Annotated in this window: 20 protein-coding genes; 8 read left to right on the top strand and 12 right to left on the bottom strand. The window is 39.9% G+C overall.

Going from position 1 to position 19381, the window contains the following annotated elements; genetic code table 11:
• Positions 1 to 55: 55 nt before the first annotated feature.
• From M998_RS12305 to ppiA, 3 genes are all read right to left on the bottom strand, one after another.
• Entirely contained in the window at positions 56 to 1273 is a 1218-nt protein-coding gene (locus M998_RS12305; RefSeq protein ID WP_068438468.1) for an aspartate aminotransferase family protein, read from the bottom strand.
• Positions 1274 to 1399: 126 nt separating this feature from the next.
• The gene (locus M998_RS12300; protein ID WP_068438470.1) at positions 1400 to 1975 is read right to left on the bottom strand and encodes an aminodeoxychorismate synthase component II; all 576 of its coding nucleotides are present in this window, start codon (positions 1973 to 1975) and stop codon (positions 1400 to 1402) included.
• A gap of 385 nt (positions 1976 to 2360) precedes the next feature.
• Positions 2361 to 2933, bottom strand: a complete 573-nt coding sequence (gene ppiA / locus M998_RS12295) for a peptidylprolyl isomerase A (RefSeq protein WP_068438472.1) — start codon at positions 2931 to 2933, stop codon at positions 2361 to 2363.
• 268 nt (positions 2934 to 3201) lie between these two features.
• On the opposite strand from ppiA, the gene yihA reads away from it, so the two are divergent.
• Entirely contained in the window at positions 3202 to 3813 is a 612-nt protein-coding gene (yihA, locus tag M998_RS12290) for a ribosome biogenesis GTP-binding protein YihA/YsxC (RefSeq protein WP_068438475.1), read from the top strand.
• A 109-nt stretch (positions 3814 to 3922) separates the two neighbouring features.
• Here the strand turns inward: yihA and spfP are convergent, their stop codons facing one another.
• The 6 genes from spfP to M998_RS12265 form a co-directional block, all read right to left on the bottom strand.
• On the bottom strand, positions 3923 to 3970 hold the full coding sequence (spfP, locus tag M998_RS20210) for a small protein SpfP (RefSeq protein ID WP_438361642.1): 48 nt from the start codon (positions 3968 to 3970) through the stop codon (positions 3923 to 3925).
• Positions 3971 to 4196: 226 nt separating this feature from the next.
• Complete coding sequence (yiaA, locus tag M998_RS12285) at positions 4197 to 4667, bottom strand: inner membrane protein YiaA (protein WP_111750983.1); 471 nt, start codon at positions 4665 to 4667, stop codon at positions 4197 to 4199.
• 342 nt (positions 4668 to 5009) lie between these two features.
• Positions 5010 to 7808 (bottom strand): DNA polymerase I, encoded by a 2799-nt coding sequence (polA, locus tag M998_RS12280; protein WP_068909100.1) that lies wholly within the window; start codon positions 7806 to 7808, stop codon positions 5010 to 5012.
• A gap of 386 nt (positions 7809 to 8194) precedes the next feature.
• Positions 8195 to 8818, bottom strand: coding sequence for a thiol:disulfide interchange protein DsbA (gene dsbA / locus M998_RS12275; protein WP_068438483.1), 624 nt, complete (start codon positions 8816 to 8818; stop codon positions 8195 to 8197).
• A gap of 33 nt (positions 8819 to 8851) precedes the next feature.
• Entirely contained in the window at positions 8852 to 9847 is a 996-nt protein-coding gene (locus M998_RS12270; RefSeq protein WP_068438485.1) for a serine/threonine protein kinase, read from the bottom strand.
• A gap of 6 nt (positions 9848 to 9853) precedes the next feature.
• Positions 9854 to 10123, bottom strand: a complete 270-nt coding sequence (locus tag M998_RS12265; protein WP_068909098.1) for a YihD family protein — start codon at positions 10121 to 10123, stop codon at positions 9854 to 9856.
• Positions 10124 to 10384: 261 nt separating this feature from the next.
• Between M998_RS12265 and mobA the strand changes: the two genes are divergently transcribed.
• From mobA to M998_RS12245, 4 genes are read left to right on the top strand one after another with little or no spacing between them, the layout of a single operon-like run.
• Positions 10385 to 10972 (top strand): molybdenum cofactor guanylyltransferase MobA, encoded by a 588-nt coding sequence (gene mobA / locus M998_RS12260; RefSeq protein ID WP_068909096.1) that lies wholly within the window; start codon positions 10385 to 10387, stop codon positions 10970 to 10972.
• 2 nt (positions 10973 to 10974) lie between these two features.
• The gene (gene mobB, locus M998_RS12255; RefSeq protein ID WP_068438494.1) at positions 10975 to 11493 is read left to right on the top strand and encodes a molybdopterin-guanine dinucleotide biosynthesis protein MobB; all 519 of its coding nucleotides are present in this window, start codon (positions 10975 to 10977) and stop codon (positions 11491 to 11493) included.
• 14 nt (positions 11494 to 11507) lie between these two features.
• A complete protein-coding gene (locus M998_RS12250; protein WP_068438497.1) occupies positions 11508 to 12206 on the top strand; it encodes a helix-turn-helix transcriptional regulator in 699 nt (232 codons plus the stop codon).
• A gap of 50 nt (positions 12207 to 12256) precedes the next feature.
• Positions 12257 to 12856, top strand: a complete 600-nt coding sequence (locus M998_RS12245) for a glutathione S-transferase family protein (protein WP_068438499.1) — start codon at positions 12257 to 12259, stop codon at positions 12854 to 12856.
• 73 nt (positions 12857 to 12929) lie between these two features.
• Here the strand turns inward: M998_RS12245 and gorA are convergent, their stop codons facing one another.
• Together gorA and M998_RS12235 are read right to left on the bottom strand one after the other, a co-directional pair.
• On the bottom strand, positions 12930 to 14282 hold the full coding sequence (gene gorA / locus M998_RS12240; protein WP_068438501.1) for a glutathione-disulfide reductase: 1353 nt from the start codon (positions 14280 to 14282) through the stop codon (positions 12930 to 12932).
• A 144-nt stretch (positions 14283 to 14426) separates the two neighbouring features.
• Positions 14427 to 15269 (bottom strand): 23S rRNA (adenine(2030)-N(6))-methyltransferase RlmJ, encoded by an 843-nt coding sequence (locus M998_RS12235; RefSeq protein ID WP_068438505.1) that lies wholly within the window; start codon positions 15267 to 15269, stop codon positions 14427 to 14429.
• A gap of 211 nt (positions 15270 to 15480) precedes the next feature.
• Between M998_RS12235 and M998_RS12230 the strand changes: the two genes are divergently transcribed.
• Together M998_RS12230 and yhjD are read left to right on the top strand one after the other, a co-directional pair.
• Positions 15481 to 15885, top strand: coding sequence for a DUF1090 domain-containing protein (locus M998_RS12230; protein WP_068909094.1), 405 nt, complete (start codon positions 15481 to 15483; stop codon positions 15883 to 15885).
• A 193-nt stretch (positions 15886 to 16078) separates the two neighbouring features.
• Complete coding sequence (yhjD, locus tag M998_RS12225) at positions 16079 to 17071, top strand: inner membrane protein YhjD (RefSeq protein WP_111750918.1); 993 nt, start codon at positions 16079 to 16081, stop codon at positions 17069 to 17071.
• A gap of 53 nt (positions 17072 to 17124) precedes the next feature.
• On the opposite strand, the gene M998_RS12220 is transcribed toward yhjD, so the two are convergent.
• Complete coding sequence (locus tag M998_RS12220; protein ID WP_068909093.1) at positions 17125 to 18186, bottom strand: NAD(P)H-dependent flavin oxidoreductase; 1062 nt, start codon at positions 18184 to 18186, stop codon at positions 17125 to 17127.
• A 172-nt stretch (positions 18187 to 18358) separates the two neighbouring features.
• Here M998_RS12220 and M998_RS12215 point away from each other — a divergent pair, with 172 nt between their 5' ends.
• The gene (locus tag M998_RS12215; protein ID WP_068909127.1) at positions 18359 to 19345 is read left to right on the top strand and encodes a serine hydrolase domain-containing protein; all 987 of its coding nucleotides are present in this window, start codon (positions 18359 to 18361) and stop codon (positions 19343 to 19345) included.
• Positions 19346 to 19381: the final 36 nt, after the last annotated feature.

The raw sequence follows: 19381 nt of genomic DNA, 5'->3' as shown, positions 1-19381 counted from the left end.
ACTAAATCTTAATAAAAAATAAAGTTGCAGAGACACTCTGCAACTTTAAAATAAATTATTCACTAAGCAATTTTTTAATCGCAGCTTCTAATTTTGCCATTCCACTCTTAATTTCTTCTTCAGAAATAATCAGTGATGGTGTAAAGCGTAATACATTCATTCCTGCATTCAACATCATCAGTCCTTCAACAGCACAGGCTTGTAGTATATCTTTAGAGCGATTAACTAATTCCCCATTGAGTTCAGCGCCAATTAATAAGCCCTTCCCTCTGATTTCAGAAAATACATTATACTTTTCGTTAATCTTATTTAGATACGATACAAATAATTTATGACGTTTTTCTACACCACTTAATACCTCATCGGTATTGATAATATCGAATGCCGCATTACCTACTGCACAAGCTAGAGGATTCCCACCATAAGTGGTGCCATGAGCGCCAACTTCCATCGTTTCGGCGATCTCTTTCGTGGTTATCATTGCACTGATTGGAAACCCGCCCCCCAACGCTTTAGCTGTAGTTAAAATATCGGGAACCACATCGTAATGCATATAAGAAAATAACTTACCGGTGCGCCCCATACCACTTTGCACTTCATCAAAAATAAGCAACGCATTATTTTCATCACACAATTGGCGAACACCTTGCATAAATTCTGAAGTCGCAGTAGTAATACCGCCTTCACCTTGTACAGGTTCTAATACAACAGCACAGGTATTTTCGTCAATAACCGCTTTTACCGCCGCAAGGTCATTAAATGGCACATGAATAATATCAGCAGGCTTTGGCCCAAAACCATCTGCGTACTTGGCTTGTCCACCAACAGAAACAGTAAATAAAGTACGCCCATGAAATGCCTGCTTAAAGGCAATTATTTTGGTTTTATAAGGGTTATATTTCGTGATGGCATAACGGCGGGCAAGTTTAAATGCGGCTTCATTGGCCTCAGAGCCTGAGTTAACAAAAAAAACACGATCTGCGAATGTCGCATTAATTAATTTTTGCGCCAAGCGTAGCGCTTGTTCATTAGTAAAAATATTACTGACATGCCAAAGTTTTTCACTTTGTTCACGTACCGCAGCAACAAGGCTAGGGTGACAATGCCCTAATGCTAAGACCGCAATTCCTCCCGCAAAATCAATATACTCTTTGCCTTGCTGATCCCAAACACGACTTCCCTCGCCTTTGACTGGAATAAATTCTGCGGGAGAAAAAATAGGCAACATAACTTGGTCAAAAGTCTGCCGATTTACTGCTTGTTGTTCTGTCATACCCCTCACCTGCTCATATTTAATGCTTAAATGAAAATATAAGCATTAAATATGAATAAAAAATCACAAAAGAGCAAGGAATATGGCAAAAATACGCATAGTTATTTTTGTTAATGCAATTAAAAGCTAATATTTCAAGAAATTATTCAGTAGTTCATGCCCTTGTTCACTCAAAATGCTTTCAGGATGAAACTGAACGCCTTCAATAGGTAATGTTTTATGACGGATCCCCATAATTTCATCAACATCACCATTATTCAGTGACCATGCTGAAACATCAAAGGATACAGGAAGAGTTTCTGCCGCAATAACCAGAGAATGGTAGCGTGTAACGGTAAGTGGCCTGTGTAAGCCTTTAAACACACCTTGATGGTTATGGTGAATTGCTGATGTTTTGCCGTGCATGACTTCTCGCGCCTTAACAACAGACGCCCCAAAGGCTTGCCCAATGGCCTGATGACCAAGGCAAATACCCAATATGGGAAGTTTACCCGCAAAATGTTTTATTGCCTCAAGGGAGATCCCCGCCTCATCTGGCGTGCAAGGGCCTGGGGAAATCACAAGATGTGTAGGCGAAAGTAATTCGATCTCTTCGATCGTAATTTCATCATTACGTTTCACCACTACCTCTGCGCCCAATTCACAAAAGTATTGGTACAGGTTGTAAGTAAATGAATCGTAATTATCAATAAGTAGAAGCATAGTAGCCTATCCGACTGATTTTTATCATTATATATTATTTCCCAATGCACAATTTACCGACATTAGCAATCAGAACGATGATTAAAAACCGTAATTTTTTGCAAGGGGCGGCTATCATAGCACAGCCGAAGCAAGAAAATAGCCTATTTAGGTCAACTTACCTTTTTAATCTAATCAGTTTCCATATAAAAATCATGGGATTGTATTTACAACCTCATAACAAATAACGCTTTAGATATATGATTTTAAACGCAGAGGGGGAAGAACAGAGTAAAACAAGAAAAAATCAGGATAAACTTCATGTTTATTTAATCGGTAAGAAAAAAGGCATTAAATAGATAACAAAACGAGTAAACACATTAATGTTTACTCGCTTAATAATTAATTACGGTTTTTTAATTACTTCTGCGGAAATAATTGTAATTGGCTCAACAGGGACATTTTGGTATGGGCCGACATTCTCAGTTTTTACTTTAGAAATTTTATCAGCGACATCCATTCCTTTTACAACCTTACCAAAAACTGCATATCCAAAATCACGTTGCCCATGATCTAAAAAAGCATTATCCGCAATATTAATAAAGAATTGGCTTGTTGCACTGTCTTTATTCGCTGTGCGCGCCATAGAAATAGTTCCACGTAAATTACGTAAACCATTATCGGCTTCATTTTTAATTGGTGCACGAGTTTGTTTTTGCTGTAAATCTTTATTAAACCCGCCGCCTTGTATCATAAAACCAGGGATCACACGGTGAAAAGTTGTCCCATTATAATAACCTTCATTGATATATTGAACGAAATTTTCAGTCGTAACAGGGGCTTTTTTACTATTCAATTCTAATTCGATATCACCCGCGGAGGTGACTAATTTGACGTAAGTTTCACCCGCAGATAATGCAAGAGAAGATGCGCTCATTGCGCAGATAGCCAATAATGGCACAAAAATTCGTTTCAACATTCAAGATCCCTTTCGTTATTACTTAAATAACATATTAATTAATCAATTCTAGAGCGAAGCTTATCAGATTGCTTAAGATTTACCTTTATTTACGCCAAACTCACGGAAAACACAGAATACGTTATAGAATAGACTAATTTCGATAAAACACGCTGTTAATAACATACACCACAGAAAATATGGCGAGTAAAATTAAATGCTTTGTCTGACTGCCCCCTACTCGCTATAATCCCCCAGCCTTTTGAGGCTAACTCAGGGAGAACGACACATGGTCATTAAAAACCATAACTACCACATGGCAAAATTTGTCATTAGCGCACCAGATATCCGTCATCTGCCAAAAGATACGGGGATTGAAGTCGCCTTTGCAGGCCGATCAAATGCTGGAAAATCAAGCGCTTTAAATGCATTAACCCAGCAAAAAGGCTTGGCTCGAACCAGTAAGACGCCAGGAAGAACACAACTAATCAACTTATTTGAAGTTGAAGAAGGCATTCGCCTAGTTGACCTTCCAGGATATGGTTATGCCGAAGTCCCTGAAGAAATGAAACGCAAATGGCAGCATGCTCTAGGCGAATATCTTCAGAAAAGAGAATGTATTAAAGGGCTTGTTGTATTAATGGATATCCGTCATCCACTAAAAGACCTCGATATGCAGATGATTGAATGGTCTGTCGCGATGAGTGTCCCTGTTTTAGTGCTTCTAACTAAAGCAGATAAACTTTCTTCGGGTGCAAGAAAAAAACAGTTACTTGACGTCCGTCAGGCATTAGCGCCATTAGAAGGCGATATTGAAATTGAATATTTCTCGGCGTTGAAAAAAATCGGAGTGGATAAACTTCGTATCAAACTTGATAGCTGGTATAGCACGGCTGTTTGACATTAACCTTGTACGCCGAACGTGGCGTGCAACGGCCAAATTAGCTAATCTACTGAATTTTAGATAAAAAAATGCTCCAGTCAAAAACTTTGACTGGAGCAGCTAATATTCAGCTAAATCCGATTACGTGAAGTAAAAGGTCTGAAAGATAGAACATCTTACCTCTGTACCCTACGGAGACTACTTTACTTTATTTTCTACCCGAAAAAAAGCCTTTTTGTAATTTTTTTTCATTGCTTTCTACGATTCAGCTAGCTAAATATGATTAAAAAACTCAAAAAACGTATTTTTATTACATATTTATGAGATATATATCGCATAAATATGCCGACTTATTAGCGAGTAATAAGCCGGCATATATAATTTTTGTTCAGAAACTATTTTTAACTTTCTTGGCTTTGATTAATAACATCAACTATATCTGTTTTCTTTACAGGCGTTGCATGTCCTGCCATATCCCTAATATTTTTTTGCACAGCAATAGAACCAAATAAGCATAAGAAAAAAGCAATACCATAGAACCCTTTTTCACTCGGTAATAAAGCCGCATTAAATAGCCCTATTGCCATTAATGCAATTGAGGCAAAAAAAGCAAACATACAGGCAAAATAATAAGACTGCGTGGTAGGAATATTATCAAGCTTATCTCTAACTGTTTTTTGAACCGAAATTGAAGAAAATAACCCCAAAAGCAAGATAGCAAAATAATATCCTTTTTCATTCAACTCCATCTCTGAGCGCCATAATCCCGCTAAATAAACGATAATTCCACCAATTACTGCAATCCAAGATATTGCATTGAATGCATTAAACCCTGTAAATTCACGCTCAGAATTACTTTCACCCTTGACCATCATTAATCTCTCCTTAAGTAAAACTGGAATATAGCACAACCTAAATCTTTGACGTTACTATTTTCGTAAGAAATTAAATCAAATACAGTTTGATGCAGCTGTTTATAACAATAATTAGTATATTATTATTTTAAAGGTTTTAAATTGGCCATATTACATTGAAATATATTAGAATTAATAAAAGGTAAGGATAAATAATAATAAGATATCTGCTAGAAATGGTTACTATTATTTTTAGATATCATAAAATAATACCCTATTGATAGTACAATCAATAGGGTATTATTGAATTCTCACTCATTAAGTGAGTTAACCGTTGATAGTAAATGAAAATATTTAACCCTAGTGGGCTTCATCCCAATTATCACCCACCCCAACATCCACCTTCAATGGCACATCGAGAGTCATGCTTTGCTCCATCAATGCTTGTACTTTTTCCTGCACATGCTCAAGCTCAGATTCTTTAACCTCAAACACCAATTCATCGTGCACTTGCATGAGCATATCTGCATTAGGTTTTTCCGTTTGCAACCATTCGTCAACCGCAATCATGGCTTTCTTGATAATATCTGCGGCTGTGCCTTGCATTGGCGCATTAATCGCTTCACGTTCAGCGGCTTTTCGGCGCATCCCATTACTCGCATTAATATCTGCTAAGTAGAGTCGACGGCCTTCTAAGGTTTCAACATAGCCTTGCTCTGATGCTTGTAAACGGGTGTTTTCCATATAACGCAATACACCGGGATAGCGCTCAAAGTAGAGATCCATATAACGTTGTGCTTCACCTCGAGGAATGCCTAACTGACGCGCAAGACCAAAAGCGCTCATACCATATATCAAACCAAAGTTAATCGCTTTCGCACTACGACGTTGATCGTTGGTAACATCCTCAAGCGCAACACCAAATACCTCTGCCGCAGTCGCTTTATGAATATCTTTGCCTTCAGCAAAAGCGGTTAAAAGGCCTTTATCTTGTGATAAATGCGCCATAATGCGTAATTCGATTTGCGAGTAGTCCGCCGCCATCACTTTATAACCCTTACGAGCAATAAATGCCTGGCGAATTCGACGCCCTTCTTCGGTTCTTACTGGGATATTTTGTAAGTTAGGATCACGAGATGATAAACGCCCTGTCGCCGTTACCGCTTGATGATAAGAAGTATGAACACGCTGTGTTCTTGGGCTTATCATTAAGGGTAACTTATCCGTATAAGTCGATTTCAGTTTTGCTAGGCTGCGATGTTCAAGTAATAATTTCGGTAGCGCATGATTAAGCGCGAGTTCTTCCAACACTTCTTCATTGGTTGAAGCCGCACCACTTGGCGTTTTCTTAATAATAGGTAATTGCAGTTTCTCAAATAAAATGACCTGCAACTGTTTTGGCGAAGCAAGGTTAAATTCTTCTCCTGCCAGCTCAAACGCTTCTTTTTCAAGTTCAGCTAAACGTGCAGTAATGATCTTTGATTGTGCCGCTAAAACAGAGGCATCAATAAGCACCCCTTTACGTTCCATTCTGACCAATACGGGTACTAGCGGTATTTCAATATTATGAAATATATGCGCAAGCTTTGGTTCTGCTTCTAATTGAGGATAAAGTGCTTGATGCAAAAGTAACGTAACATCCGCATCTTCCGCGGCATAATTTGCCGCTTCTTCTAATGCGATTTGATTAAACGTTAGCTGCTTTTTACCTTTGCCTGCAATTTCTTCAAAACTGACTGTTTTATGGTTGAGATGGCGGTCTGCAAGGCTGTCCATATCATGGCGCCCCATGCCCGCAACGCTATTGAGCACATACGATTCCAACATGGTATCAAAGGCAATACCTTTCAGTTCAATACCATAATTTTCAAGTACTTCAGCATCATATTTTAAGTTTTGGCCTACTTTAAGGATTTTTTCATTCTCAAGAATAGGTTTCATCAATGCAATCACTTCATCGAGGGGCAATTGCACAGGCGCATCAAGATAATCATGGCCGAGTGGTAGGTAAGCAGCATGACCCGCTTCGATAGCAAAAGACATCCCGACAAGGCGAGCTTCCTGTGTATCTAAACTGTCTGTTTCTGTATCAAAAGCAAACAATGGCGCTGAAGTTAATTTTTCTATCCAATGCACTAAATCTGCTTTTTCTAGAATTGTTTGATAGTTTTCCGCACTCAATGTAGGTGCAGGTGCTACAGGTGTAGCTGCCGCAACGGGCTTAGTCGCTGTCGCACGATTTGTGGGGGCTTTACCTGCCTTGGCTTCCATCCAGCTACCATTTTCAACGTCGACTAACCACCGTTTGAATTCATAGCGACTAAACAGTTGATGAAGTTTGTCTGGATCAGGCTGTGCTACCTGTAATTCTTCACAGCACTTTTCGAGTTCTACATCTGTTTTTATCGTCGCTAGTTGGTAGGATAAAAACGCTAATTCACGATTTTCAGCCATTTTAGGCGCTAATGTCTTCGATCCTCGAAAACCTAATGGTGCAATGGCATCAAGATCATTATAAATAGATTCTAAACTGCCAATTCCTTGCAGTAACGCAAGTGCAGTTTTCTCACCGACCCCAGGGACTCCGGGAATGTTGTCAGATGAATCGCCCATTAATGCAAGGAAATCAATAATCAGTTCAGGTGGCACACCATATTTATCTTTGACCTCATCGGGTCCTAAAATGGTGTTAGTCATGGTATTGATTAGCGTGACATTCGGCTCCACCAGCTGAGCCATATCTTTATCGCCGGTGCTGATCAGAACAGACATCCCTTTTTGGCTAGCTTCGCGTGCTAAAGTACCAATAACGTCGTCTGCCTCTACCCCTGGAACAACCAATAATGGCAAGCCCATCGCTTCCACCATTTCATGCAGAGGCGCTATTTGTTCACGCAAGTCGTCAGGCATCGGAGGGCGGTGTGATTTATAACTTTCGAACAGTTCATCACGAAATGTTTTCCCTTTGGCATCAAAGACAACGGCCACATGACTTGGCTTATACTGCATAACCAAACTCCGTAGCATGTTAAGTACACCATACATGGCTCCAGTAGGCTCCCCTGCGCTATTGGTCAGTGGAGGAAATGCATGATATGCACGGTACAGGTAAGAGGAACCATCGACCAAAATAAGGGGATTTTCTGCAATCTGAGCCATAATCTGTCATCATCTTTTTTATCGGAAACGAATAGTAATAGGATGCCACAATGTGGCCTTAGATACACTCTGAGATTCAAATTCCTGTTTGTACTCCCCCCCAAAAAGTAAGCCTGAGTGAGTATTTCTCACCCAATTAATCACCCTTTGAAATCATATCGCTTATTAGTCAACCTGTGGATAACTATGTGGGTAATTTTATGTTACTTATTAGATTCAACAACTAAGAAAATATCAACAGGTAAAACAAGAAAATAAAATCAATGGGTTAGCTAAATAAATTTTGACTTAGCGCAAACTTACAAAAATGATTTTATTGTGGATATTGATAATAGATGGTAGGAAAAAGAAGTGATGGCGGTAGGGGATACCGCCATCAATAATAACTACTTTTTATTCACGAGGAAGTTCACGATGTTAGAGAACTCTTTGCCATAATCAGCTGCATCATCAACCGCAATACCATTGTTACGTACTTGGTATTTACCATCAATAAACATGGCTGGAACACCACGTAGTTTTAAATCTTGTGCTGCATTTTGTTGCTTAGCAACGACCGATTTAACCACAAAGCTATTTAGCGCAGCATCATACTCTTCACCAGAAATACCCGCTTTGATAAATGCATTACGGATATCTGCTGGGCTATTAATCGTTTGTGTTTTTTGGATGCCTTCAAATAAAATTGGGGTCACTTTATCTTCTGCATTAAGGACAATCGCAACTGCCCAAGCTTGAGTTAAATCCGCACCTAGAGGACCAAGGAAGTCAACATGGTAACGTTCCATTTTTACGCCTTCAGGTAGGTTTTTAGCAACGGTTTGTGGCACTTTATACACACTTTCGAACTGGTAGCAGTGTGGGCAGTAAAAAGAGAAGAATTCAAGAACTTGTGGTAAGTTTTGTACCGATGATTTCACATCAGTATATTCTTTACCTTCCGTGTAATTTGCCGCAGATACACCAAAAGACATGGCTATACCAATCAAAGCCAACATGATTTTTTTCATATACTACACTCTCCAAAAATAAGATCTTAATAATTAAAATTGAGGGTTCAACTGCAAAGGGGCTTCCTGCAATCGTGCAATTTGTTGAGCAAATTCCTTTGATTGCGTTTGCCAAAAATCATCAGCTTGTAGCCATGAAAACGCTCTTGGGAAAGCCGGATCTTGCCAGCGACGAATAATCCATCCAAGATAATGAACCATTCGCATGGCTCTTAGCGGCTCAATGAGCTTTAGCTCTTTTACATCAAAATCACAAAACTCATTATAAACATCTAATAACGTATCTAACTGTATAATTTGCTCTTGGCGTGAACCATTGAGCAGCATCCATAAATCCTGGATCGCCGGACCATTTCGTGCATCATCAAAATCCACTAACCATGCTTCATCACGCCATAAAATATTGCCCGGATGGCAATCACCTTGTAGACGCAAAATTGAGTGTGTGTCAGGCCAATGCCGTTTAACTTGCGCAATCAGTGAGTCTAACGATTCAATAAATTTATCTTTCCAGCGTGCTGTTATGAGTGGGCTCGTAACAATAATATTACGTGGTTGGTCAAGATATTCATCAACCCCCATCGTCGGTCGAAATGCAAAGTTTCTTTTTTTACCAATTTGGTGAACGCGCCCTAATAAGCTACCAACGCTTTCTAATTGAAATAAATTATCCGTTTCATATTGGCGTCCTCCAATACTCGGAAAAACAGCAAACATAAACCCGCCAAACTCTAAAACTGTCTGCCCTGCGAATTCTAATGGGGCCGCAACGAATAAATCTTCATCCTTCAATTCAAGCGTAAAATCATGTTCTTCTTGAATTTGCGAGCGGCTCCAGCGCTCTGGGCGATAAAATTTCACCACATAACGTTGACGATTTTCATCTTGAAATTGGTAAACGCGATTTTCATAGCTGTTTAATTCTGTCAGCCCTGACTCAGGATAGATCCCAACTTCCATCAGTGCATCTAAGATCAAATCAGGGGATATCCCGCTAAAATGAAAGTTTGATTGTTCTATTTTTTCCATTATGACTTAATCTTTAATAATGCCACGAGCCCGCAAAATTGCGGTTTTAAAATCATCTTCATAATCTTTTTTCAAGCCGGGAATCGCTTCATTGCTATCGGTTCCACGCATTTTTAAATGATAAATTAAAATATCATCAGTCAGCTCAGATAAACTGCCTTTAAAACCAGCTTCATCTGCAAGTTTCTGCAATAATTCAACTAAATTTAGCTCAGAATTGTCTTTCCAGACCGGTTGCAGAAGCTCAATGACTTCATTCAAGCGATGGCATTTCATGTTTATTCCTTTATCACGAATATTCGATACAAGTTATCAATAATCATACAAGAGAAAAAGCGAACTGTTGTCAATCTAAGTAAAGTTTAACGCCGAACTACGGGAATATTCATTGATTTTATAATAAAATAGAATAAATTTTAGCAATTACCCTACTTTAAATAATTTAAAATGCATGCAACTAGAAGAATGACGAGTATATACTCAAAATAATTCGACTATGTTGAAACATTTTATCGATAATATTCAGGGATTTTGAATATGTTATTTCGTCAGTCAATAACCGGCGTTATCCTTGCCGGTGGCCGAGGCACTCGAATGGGCGGGCAAGATAAAGGTTTAGTTCCCTTACTCGGTAAGCCACTATACCAATATATTATTGAGCGACTTCAACCACAAGTTGAGCAAATAATTATCAATGCGAATCGCAATCAAGATAGCTATCGCCAAAGTCTAGTACCTGTTATTTCGGATCTAAATAATGATTTTTCAGGACCATTGGCCGGGATGCAAGCAGCTTTGCATCAAGCTAAAACAGATTGGCTGCTATTTGTCCCTTGTGATGTACCGGATTTTCCACTCAATTTGGCAGAAAAAATGTTCAATGAGAAAGGGAAACACTTAGCTTGCTACGCATGTGATAGTGAACGAGAACATCCGACGTTCGCGTTACTTCACCGTTCATTACAACCGCAACTTGATGATTATCTCGCTCGTGGCGATCGCAAGCTGATGTTATTTATGCAACAAATTGATGCAAAAGGCATTATGTTTTCATCCCTATCCGGCTCATTTGCGAATTTAAACACACCTGAAGACAGCCGTAACTGGGAGTTAAAACAAAAATAATTATGGATCAGAATATGTTACCTCTTTTAGGCATAACCGCTTACAGTGGCACCGGCAAAACAACACTATTAAAAAAAGTCATCCCGCTACTCAAGCAACGTAATGTCCGCGTTGGGCTCATAAAACATACTCATCACGATATGGATGTAGATAAACCGGGTAAAGACAGTTATGAATTGCGTAAAGCTGGCGCATACCAAACTTTAGTCGCCAGTGAAAATCGCTGGGCATTGATGACAGAGACGCCTGAAAGTAATGAAATGGACTTACGCTACTTAGCGAGTCGATTTGATCCGACCTCACTTGATCTGATCTTAGTCGAAGGATTCAAACACGAAACGATCGATAAAATTGCCTTGTTTCGATCTGAGGTCGGTAAACCACTTAATGGCTTAGTTGATCAGTATGTTGTCGCTGTCGCCAGTAATCAAATTATTGATACCCATGTGCCTCAACTCGATATTAATAACCCAGAGCAAATCGCTGATTACATTGTTTCTTGGTGGCAGAAAAGCAAATAATAAGTAGATAAGCCATGACACGCACCCAGCGTTTATTAACGCTATTACAAATATTAAAAGAGAACCGTTATCCCATCACGGCAAATGCACTTGCGTCACAATTACAGGTTAGTGTGAGGTCAATCTACCGTGATATTGAATCATTACGTCATCAAGGTGCTGAAATCATAGGTGAAGCGGGTATTGGCTACCAATTAAAAACCGGGTTATTACTGCCACCTTTAATGTTTGATGACAATGAGCTTGAAGCATTAATTCTGGGTTTACGGTGGGTAAAAAGTAATGCAGATGAAGAATTAAAAAAGTCCGCATTACGGGCAATTAATAAAATAAATTCGATAGTGACGAGTAAATCGCAGAAAATCCTAAGTGATAATACCTTATTCGCCCCAACCACTCATTTCACACTTATTAATGATGCTATCGCTAAAGATTTACGACTCAGCTTACGTGAAGAGCGCAAAGCAGACATAACTTATTTGGATGGACAAAACCAACCCAGTAGCCGGATAATTTGGCCGATTGCTATCGGTTATATGAAAGAAAGCCAAGTTTTAGCGGCTTGGTGTGAATTGCGCCAAAGTTATCGCCATTTTCGGCTCGACCGAATTCAATCTTACCAAGTCCTCACTGATACATTACCTTATCCTAAAAATTATTTATTAGCGCGATGGCAAAAAGAGGTATTGTGCGTCTCTCCTGACAATTTCTGACACTCTATTCCCTTATAGTCAGTATTCAACTTCATATAAGGGAATAAACCATGAGCGAGCTTGTCCTTTTTACTAATTCAATGTCACGTGGTAATACTGTCGACCTGCTATTAAAAATTTTAGCTGTACCCTATAAACGCATTGAATTAGCTTACGGGGCAGATATGCATACCCCGGAATATCTTGCGATTAATCCAATGGCAAAAGTACCGGCTTTAGTCGATGGTGATGTGGTTGTCACTGAAACTTCGGCGATATGTATGTATTTGGCTGATAAATTCATTGAGAAAGGCTTTGCTCCAGCACTAAATAGCCCTGAGCGTGCAGCGTATTATCGCTGGTTCTTTTTTACAGCAGGGCCTATTGAGTCTGCGTTTACCATTCAAAATCTGGATATAACCTTAGATGAAGAACAACAAAAATCATCCGGTTTTGGTTCTTTTGAGCGTGCTTTTGCTTGCTTAGAAACGGGTCTAGCGAATGCAAAACCCTTTATCTGTGGGGAAAAAATGACCGCAGTAGATGTATATGTCGGTGCTTTTATTATGTTTTTAGTTAAATATAACATCATGAAAGCCACGCCAGTCATGAAAACCTATCTCAACAGCTTGTCTTCTAACTCTGAAATTGCTGCATTGCTGAATAGTTAACCTTATTGTATAAAAAAGGCGAATGCATTTTCGCATTCGCCGTTGATTTTGTTCTTAAAAGTTATCGCTCTGCTTAACGCATCGTCACAAACTCTTCTGCTGCTGTTGGGTGAATTGCCACGGTATTATCGAAGTCTTTCTTGGTTGCCCCCATTTTAAGCGCCACCGCAAAACCTTGTAGGATTTCATCCATACCAAAACCAATACCATGAATACCAACAATTTTCTCATCTTCACCTACGCAAACTAGTTTCATGCGGCAAGGCTGGCGATGAGACGTTACCGCCGTATACATCGCGGTAAATGATGATTTATATGACTTAACCTTGTCAGCACCATATTTTTCAATCGCTTCTGGTTCACTCAAACCTACCGTACCAATTGGAGGGTGGGAGAACACAACGGTAGGAATATTGCTGTAGTCCAAATACTCATCGGGCTTATTATTAAATAAACGTTCAGATAAACGACGGCCAGCCGCAACTGCAACAGGTGTCAGCTCAACCGCACCGGTGTTATCACCTACGGCGTAAACACCTGCCACATTGGTATTTTGGAATTTATCAACGTTAATATAGCCTTTTTCATTCAGCTCAACGCCAGCGGCTTCAATATTCAGGTTATCAGTCATTGGCTCACGCCCGATAGCCCAAATCAATGCATCAACCGTTTGTTCTTGGCCATTTTCCAATTTTAACGTCAGTGAGCCATCGGCATTTTTCACAACTTCTTTTGGCACTGATTCTGTGTGAAGTTTTGGACCTTCGGCATTCATCACTTCGACCAGCGTTTCCACAATCAGGGGATCAAAAGAACGCAGGGGGGCATGTTTACGCACAAATAAATGTGCTTCACTGCCTAGGCCATTTAGAACACCCGCCAGTTCAACGGCAATATAACCCGCGCCAACGACTGCAATACGTTTTGGTAAATCGTCCAGCTCAAAGAAACCATCAGAGGTAATACCATATTCAGCGCCAGGGATCGTCGGGATCACAGGACGTCCACCCGTCGCGATCAGAATATGATCGGCGGTATAGGTTTCACCATTGACTTCAACCGTATGGGCATCAACAAAACGAGCAAAACCACTGATCACATCAACCTTATTATTGCCCAAAACCCTATCGTAGGATTGGTGAATACGGTCAATATAAGCAGTGCGACTTTCAATCAGCTTTTTCCAATCAAAACGGTTGATTGTCGCGTCGAAGCCATAATCTGGGCCATAAGCACGGATCGCTTCAGAAATTTGTGCTGCATGCCACATCACTTTTTTAGGCACGCACCCTACATTCACGCAAGTTCCACCTAACGCTTTCGCTTCGATTAGGGCACATTTTTGCCCATACATTGCTGCACGGTTCATGGACGCAATACCGCCGCTACCGCCACCAATTGCAATATAGTCGTAATGTTTGCTCATAAGTTGGTTATTCCCATTTATTGAATGAATAATCAGTGGATCATCTCTTATTATGCTATCTCTCGTTATAATGAACACCGAAAAATAGCCATTTAAGATAGATTGCACCTATTAATATAATAGCTTACTCCTATTATTACCGATTTATTCAGGTACGATCCACTCAACCAATGTGTGTCCAGTGCCTTCTGGTACCAGTGTTTTATGTAACCATGGCAGTACATTTTTCATTTGTTGCTCAAGCTTCCAAGGTGGATTGATGACAATCATACCTGATGCTGTCATGCCACGCTGATCGCTATCAGGGCGTACCGCGAGTTCAATTTGTAAAATTCGACGGATCCCCGTAGCTTCTAATTGATTCACCATACGTTTAATTTGCTGGCGTAATACAACGGGGTACCATATAGCATAGGTACCTGTTGAGAAACGTTTATAGCCCTCAACGGTTGCTTTAATTACCGCCTCATAATCAGATTTCATCTCATAAGGTGGATCCATCAGCATAAAACCACGGCGGCTATAAGGTGGTAACTTCGACTTCAATTGTTGATAGCCATCTTCTTTAGAGACTTGGGTACGTCTATCACGTGAAAATTCAGCACGTAATAACGGGTAATCGCTTGAATGCAATTCAGTTAATACCAGTTTATCGTCTTCACGCAGTAGGTATTTCGCCAATAATGGCGAGCCAGGGTAATGGCGTAGTCGCCCATTTTCATTCATACGACGAACAATATTCATATAAGGTAGCAATTCTTCAGGTAAGTCAGGCTGCTCCCAAATACGTGCAATCCCTTGTAGATATTCACCTGTTTTTTCTGCATGTTCACCCGTTAGCTGGTAACGCCCGGCACCTGCGTGAGTATCCAAATACAGAAATGGTTTTTCTTTCTCTTTAAGAGATTCAATAATCAGACTTTGTACGGTGTGTTTTAGCACATCTGCATGGTTGCCTGCGTGAAAGCTGTGACGATAACTTAACATGTAACGTTTATTTCCTGAGGAAATTCAACACTAGCCAGTAATATGACTACTATCAAAGATGAATAAAAAATAGACCGAATTAATTCTTTCGCGCCATTATAGCGAAATTTAAACAGAATTGTCATAACTCAGCTAATTGCAAAATTTACATGACTTAAAGAAAACTTAACGCTATCCTAAACTCAAATTTCAAGATAACCAGAGGCAAATCATGAAAAAACTCGTCATTATAACTGCAGCATCAATTGCATTCTTCGCTAGCGCATCCGCAATGGCTGCTCAACCACAAAATGGTTGTGACATCAAAAAGCAGAAAATTGAAAAACAAATTGAGTATGCGAAAGCGCACGGTAATAGCCATCAAATGAATGGCCTACAACGAGCGCTTGATAACGTAAATGCCTATTGTACGCCTGAGTCCCTCTATCGTGATAGCCAAAAAGAAGTGGCTGAAAAAATGGAGAAGGTCAAAGAGCGTGAAGCTGAATTGTTAGAAGAAAAACAAAAAGGCGACGATAGCCAAAAAATAGCAAAACGTGAACGCAAACTGGCGGAAGCTCAAGAAGAATTGAACCAAGCACAGGCTGAATTAAAAACATATAAAGAGGCGCTTTAATCCTCAATTATTGCACTTTCTTCTGATTAATTAATCGCTTAATTTCACCTCAAAAGTCACACTTTAATACCCGTTTTTAATACAAAAATGGGTATTGAGGTGAAGTTATACCCTAATTTAAGCTATAGTAAGGTAAAAATGTAGCATGATGAAAAATCAGTAAATTTGATAAGTGGTATAAAAAGGGGAACGAATGTCGAATATGCCGGATGAAGAACAACAAGAAACAAACAAGCTGAAAGCGACACTCAATAAAAGTATTGATGGCAGTAAAAAAGCGCTCACCTTCTCGATGCGAGTGGTTAATTTTGTCTGTGCTATCCCATTTATTGCACATATTATTCGTACCGCGCAACGTTTCAATGACCGGATGGGAAACCAGTTTGGCGCAGCTATCACCTATTTCTCATTTTTATCATTAATTCCGGTATTGATGTTTAGTTTCGCCGCGGCCGGTTTCGTATTAGCCAGTAATCCCGAATTACTTGAGAAACTTATTCGAGGTATCTCCGCAAATATTACCGACCCAACCCTTGCGGGTACCTTAGAAGGAACGATTGATACCGCTATCCGTCAACGCACCACTGTTGGATTAACCGGTTTAGCCTTAGCTGTTTATTCAGGAGTCAATTGGGTGAATAACTTGCGCTTGGCTATTTTGGCGCAATCTCGCCCAGTTTGGGAACGCAACGAAGATGAACACGAGAATATTATTTTTCGCTATATTCGTGATTTTTTTGCGCTAATAGGCTTACTCATTGCTCTCGTTGTTACCATCACGTTGACCTCAGTTGCGGGTTCTGCACAAGCAACCATTGTCAGTCTCATTGGCTTAGGGGGAATCGAATGGCTAAAACCTGTTTGGACGCTAATTGGACTCACTATTTCCATTACCGCTAATTTTTTACTGTTTTTATGGATTTTTTGGATCCTTCCACGCATGCAACATCGTCGTACATCGTTGCTAAAAGGAACGTTACTTGCGGCGATTGGCTTTGAAATTATTAAATCCATAATGACATGGATTTTACCTAATTTGGCGTCATCCCCTTCCGGCGCTGCATTTGGTTCTGTCATCGGCTTAATGGCTTTTTTCTATTTCTTTGCTCGATTAACTCTTTTTTGTGCCGCTTGGATTGCCACTGATGAGCCAAAAGAACCTCAGCAAGAAATTCTAACGTCTTAAATATTTCAAGGGGGATGATGCATATTTCATCCCCCCAACTCTTTGCAACACATCTATTCCTTCATCTCTTGTACTAATGTTTCAACTAACGCTGTTGCCGTCATCTCACGGACTCGGGTAACACTTTGTCCTGCCCAATAGGCGGAGAAATCGTCTCGACCAAACCTTGTTGTGGCTGCATTTAGCTGCTTACCGAGATCATAAGCAATTGGGTAATCAGGTAATTTCCCTATATCATATCGCTGCCCAAGACAGATAAAAGTGTTAACGATCCCCCTAGCTGGACGTCCAGAAATGGCTGAAGTTAGTGCGGTATTATCGATAATTTGGTGCTTTAATTTATGTCGATATCCCTCATTGGCTGATGATTCTGGACACAAAATAAACGCTGTACCTAGTTGCGCCGCTACAGCCCCTTGTTTCATTACCGATTGAATATCATGCCCTGTCATTATGCCACCCGCGGCAATAATCGGTAATTCGCTATGCCGTGAAAATAACACCACAAGTTCATCAGTGCTTAGCTCATCATCTTTCACTTTTACGTCAAACATGCCTCGATGACCACCGGCTTCAATACCTTGTGCAATAATAGCCTCTATCCCAGCTTGCTCTATTAATCTCACCTCTTGCAAGTTGGTTGCGGTTGCCATGGTATAAATCCCTTTCTGTTTTAATTGGCTAACAACCTCAGAGGATGGCACATTGAAATGAAAACTGACGACTGCTGGTTTCATTTCAAGCAGCAACGCCAACATTTCAGGATTATCTATAAATGTCTGATAAATTTCATGAAGTTTTTTCGGTGGTGTGGTTTTAAATTCAGCAAACTGTGGTGCAAGATAATCAATCCAAGCTTGCTCATTCGTAATATTACGCTTTGGCGCTAAGTGGCAGAATAGATTCACATTAAAAGGCTTATTCGTTAGCGCTTGGGTTGCAGCAATCATTGCTTTAGCTTGCTCAACAGAGCTTGCACCTAACCCGAGTGAACCTAAACCACCAGCGTCACTCACTGCCGCTGCTAATGCGGGTGTTGAAACTCCCGCCATTGGTGCCTGAATGATTGGATAACGCAAACCTAATCGATGTAACAATATCTCAGAGTTGTTCATTATCTTTCCTTTATCGCCATACGACAAAACACCGCTATCATTTTTATATTAAAAATAACATTATATTCACATAATTATAAAGTTCCCACCTTTAGCCCATTTAAAGTGTTTATTAATTACGATAAAAATGATTAAGTGGTTGTATTCAATCTATAATAAAACGGTCATAAAAATGCCAATATCACAACTTGAATCCTTAACCTGCGGCGTCGTACTTTATTGTCACAATCAAGCCAAAGATAGCGTTACCACATTCTGTGCAAGGGGCAGTGACCTTGCCGGACATGCTTTAACTGTCGATACCCCATTACGTATAGCCAGCAATACAAAAACCTTTACAGCAGCGGCTATTTTACGCTTAGCCGAGCAGGGAAAACTGTCCATTGATGACAGTATTTCGTCTTATATTTCCGCAAATTACAATCAACTACTTAGTCCACGTTATGACACTAACGCGATAACCATTAGGCACTTACTCAATCACAGTAGCGGCTTATATGACCATGCAGATGCAGATTACCTCAAAGAAGTCCTAAAGCGTCCCGACTATGAATGGAGCCGCTTAGAACAAATAGAACTGTATAACCACAAGCAATTTCCATTAATTCCACCTTCAGAGTCATTTATTTATTCTGATACCGGGTATATTTTATTGGGTGATATTATTGAAAATGTGACAAAGCAATCCCTTGGTATCGCCGTTAGAGAGCTATTAAAATTCAATGAAATTGGACTGAAAAGTGCTTATTGGGAATATTTAGAGCCGCCCATAGCGGAAACACCTCGGGCTCGTCAGTATTTAGGGAAGGTAGAAGGTACTCATATTCATGCATCAATGGACACATACGGTGGTGGTGGCTTAATTATGTCTTCAAAACAAATGGCACTGTTCTTTGAGGCACTGTTTAATGGCAATATCTTCTCCGCCACTGAGACTTTAGACACTATGCTAAGTATCGGTTCCCATCATGGGGCAGAAGCCTATCGTTTAGGTATTATGGCGAGTAAAATCAATGGCGTTACCCTTTACTCTCACTTAGGTTTCTGGGGGTCTGTAGCATACTATGCCCCTGAAGCTAAAATCAGTGTGGCTGGATTTGTGGATAATCGAGAATCTAGGGAAACCTTGATTAAAACAATTGAAGTATTGCTGACATAAATAATTAGCCCCTGAAATATTAGGGGCTAATTTATT

It is taken from the genome of Providencia heimbachae ATCC 35613 (assembly GCF_001655055.1).
GTDB classification, from domain to species: domain Bacteria; phylum Pseudomonadota; class Gammaproteobacteria; order Enterobacterales; family Enterobacteriaceae; genus Providencia; species Providencia heimbachae.
Note: the sequence above shows the minus strand (reverse complement) of the source record. Positions and strands in the feature narration are given on the sequence as shown.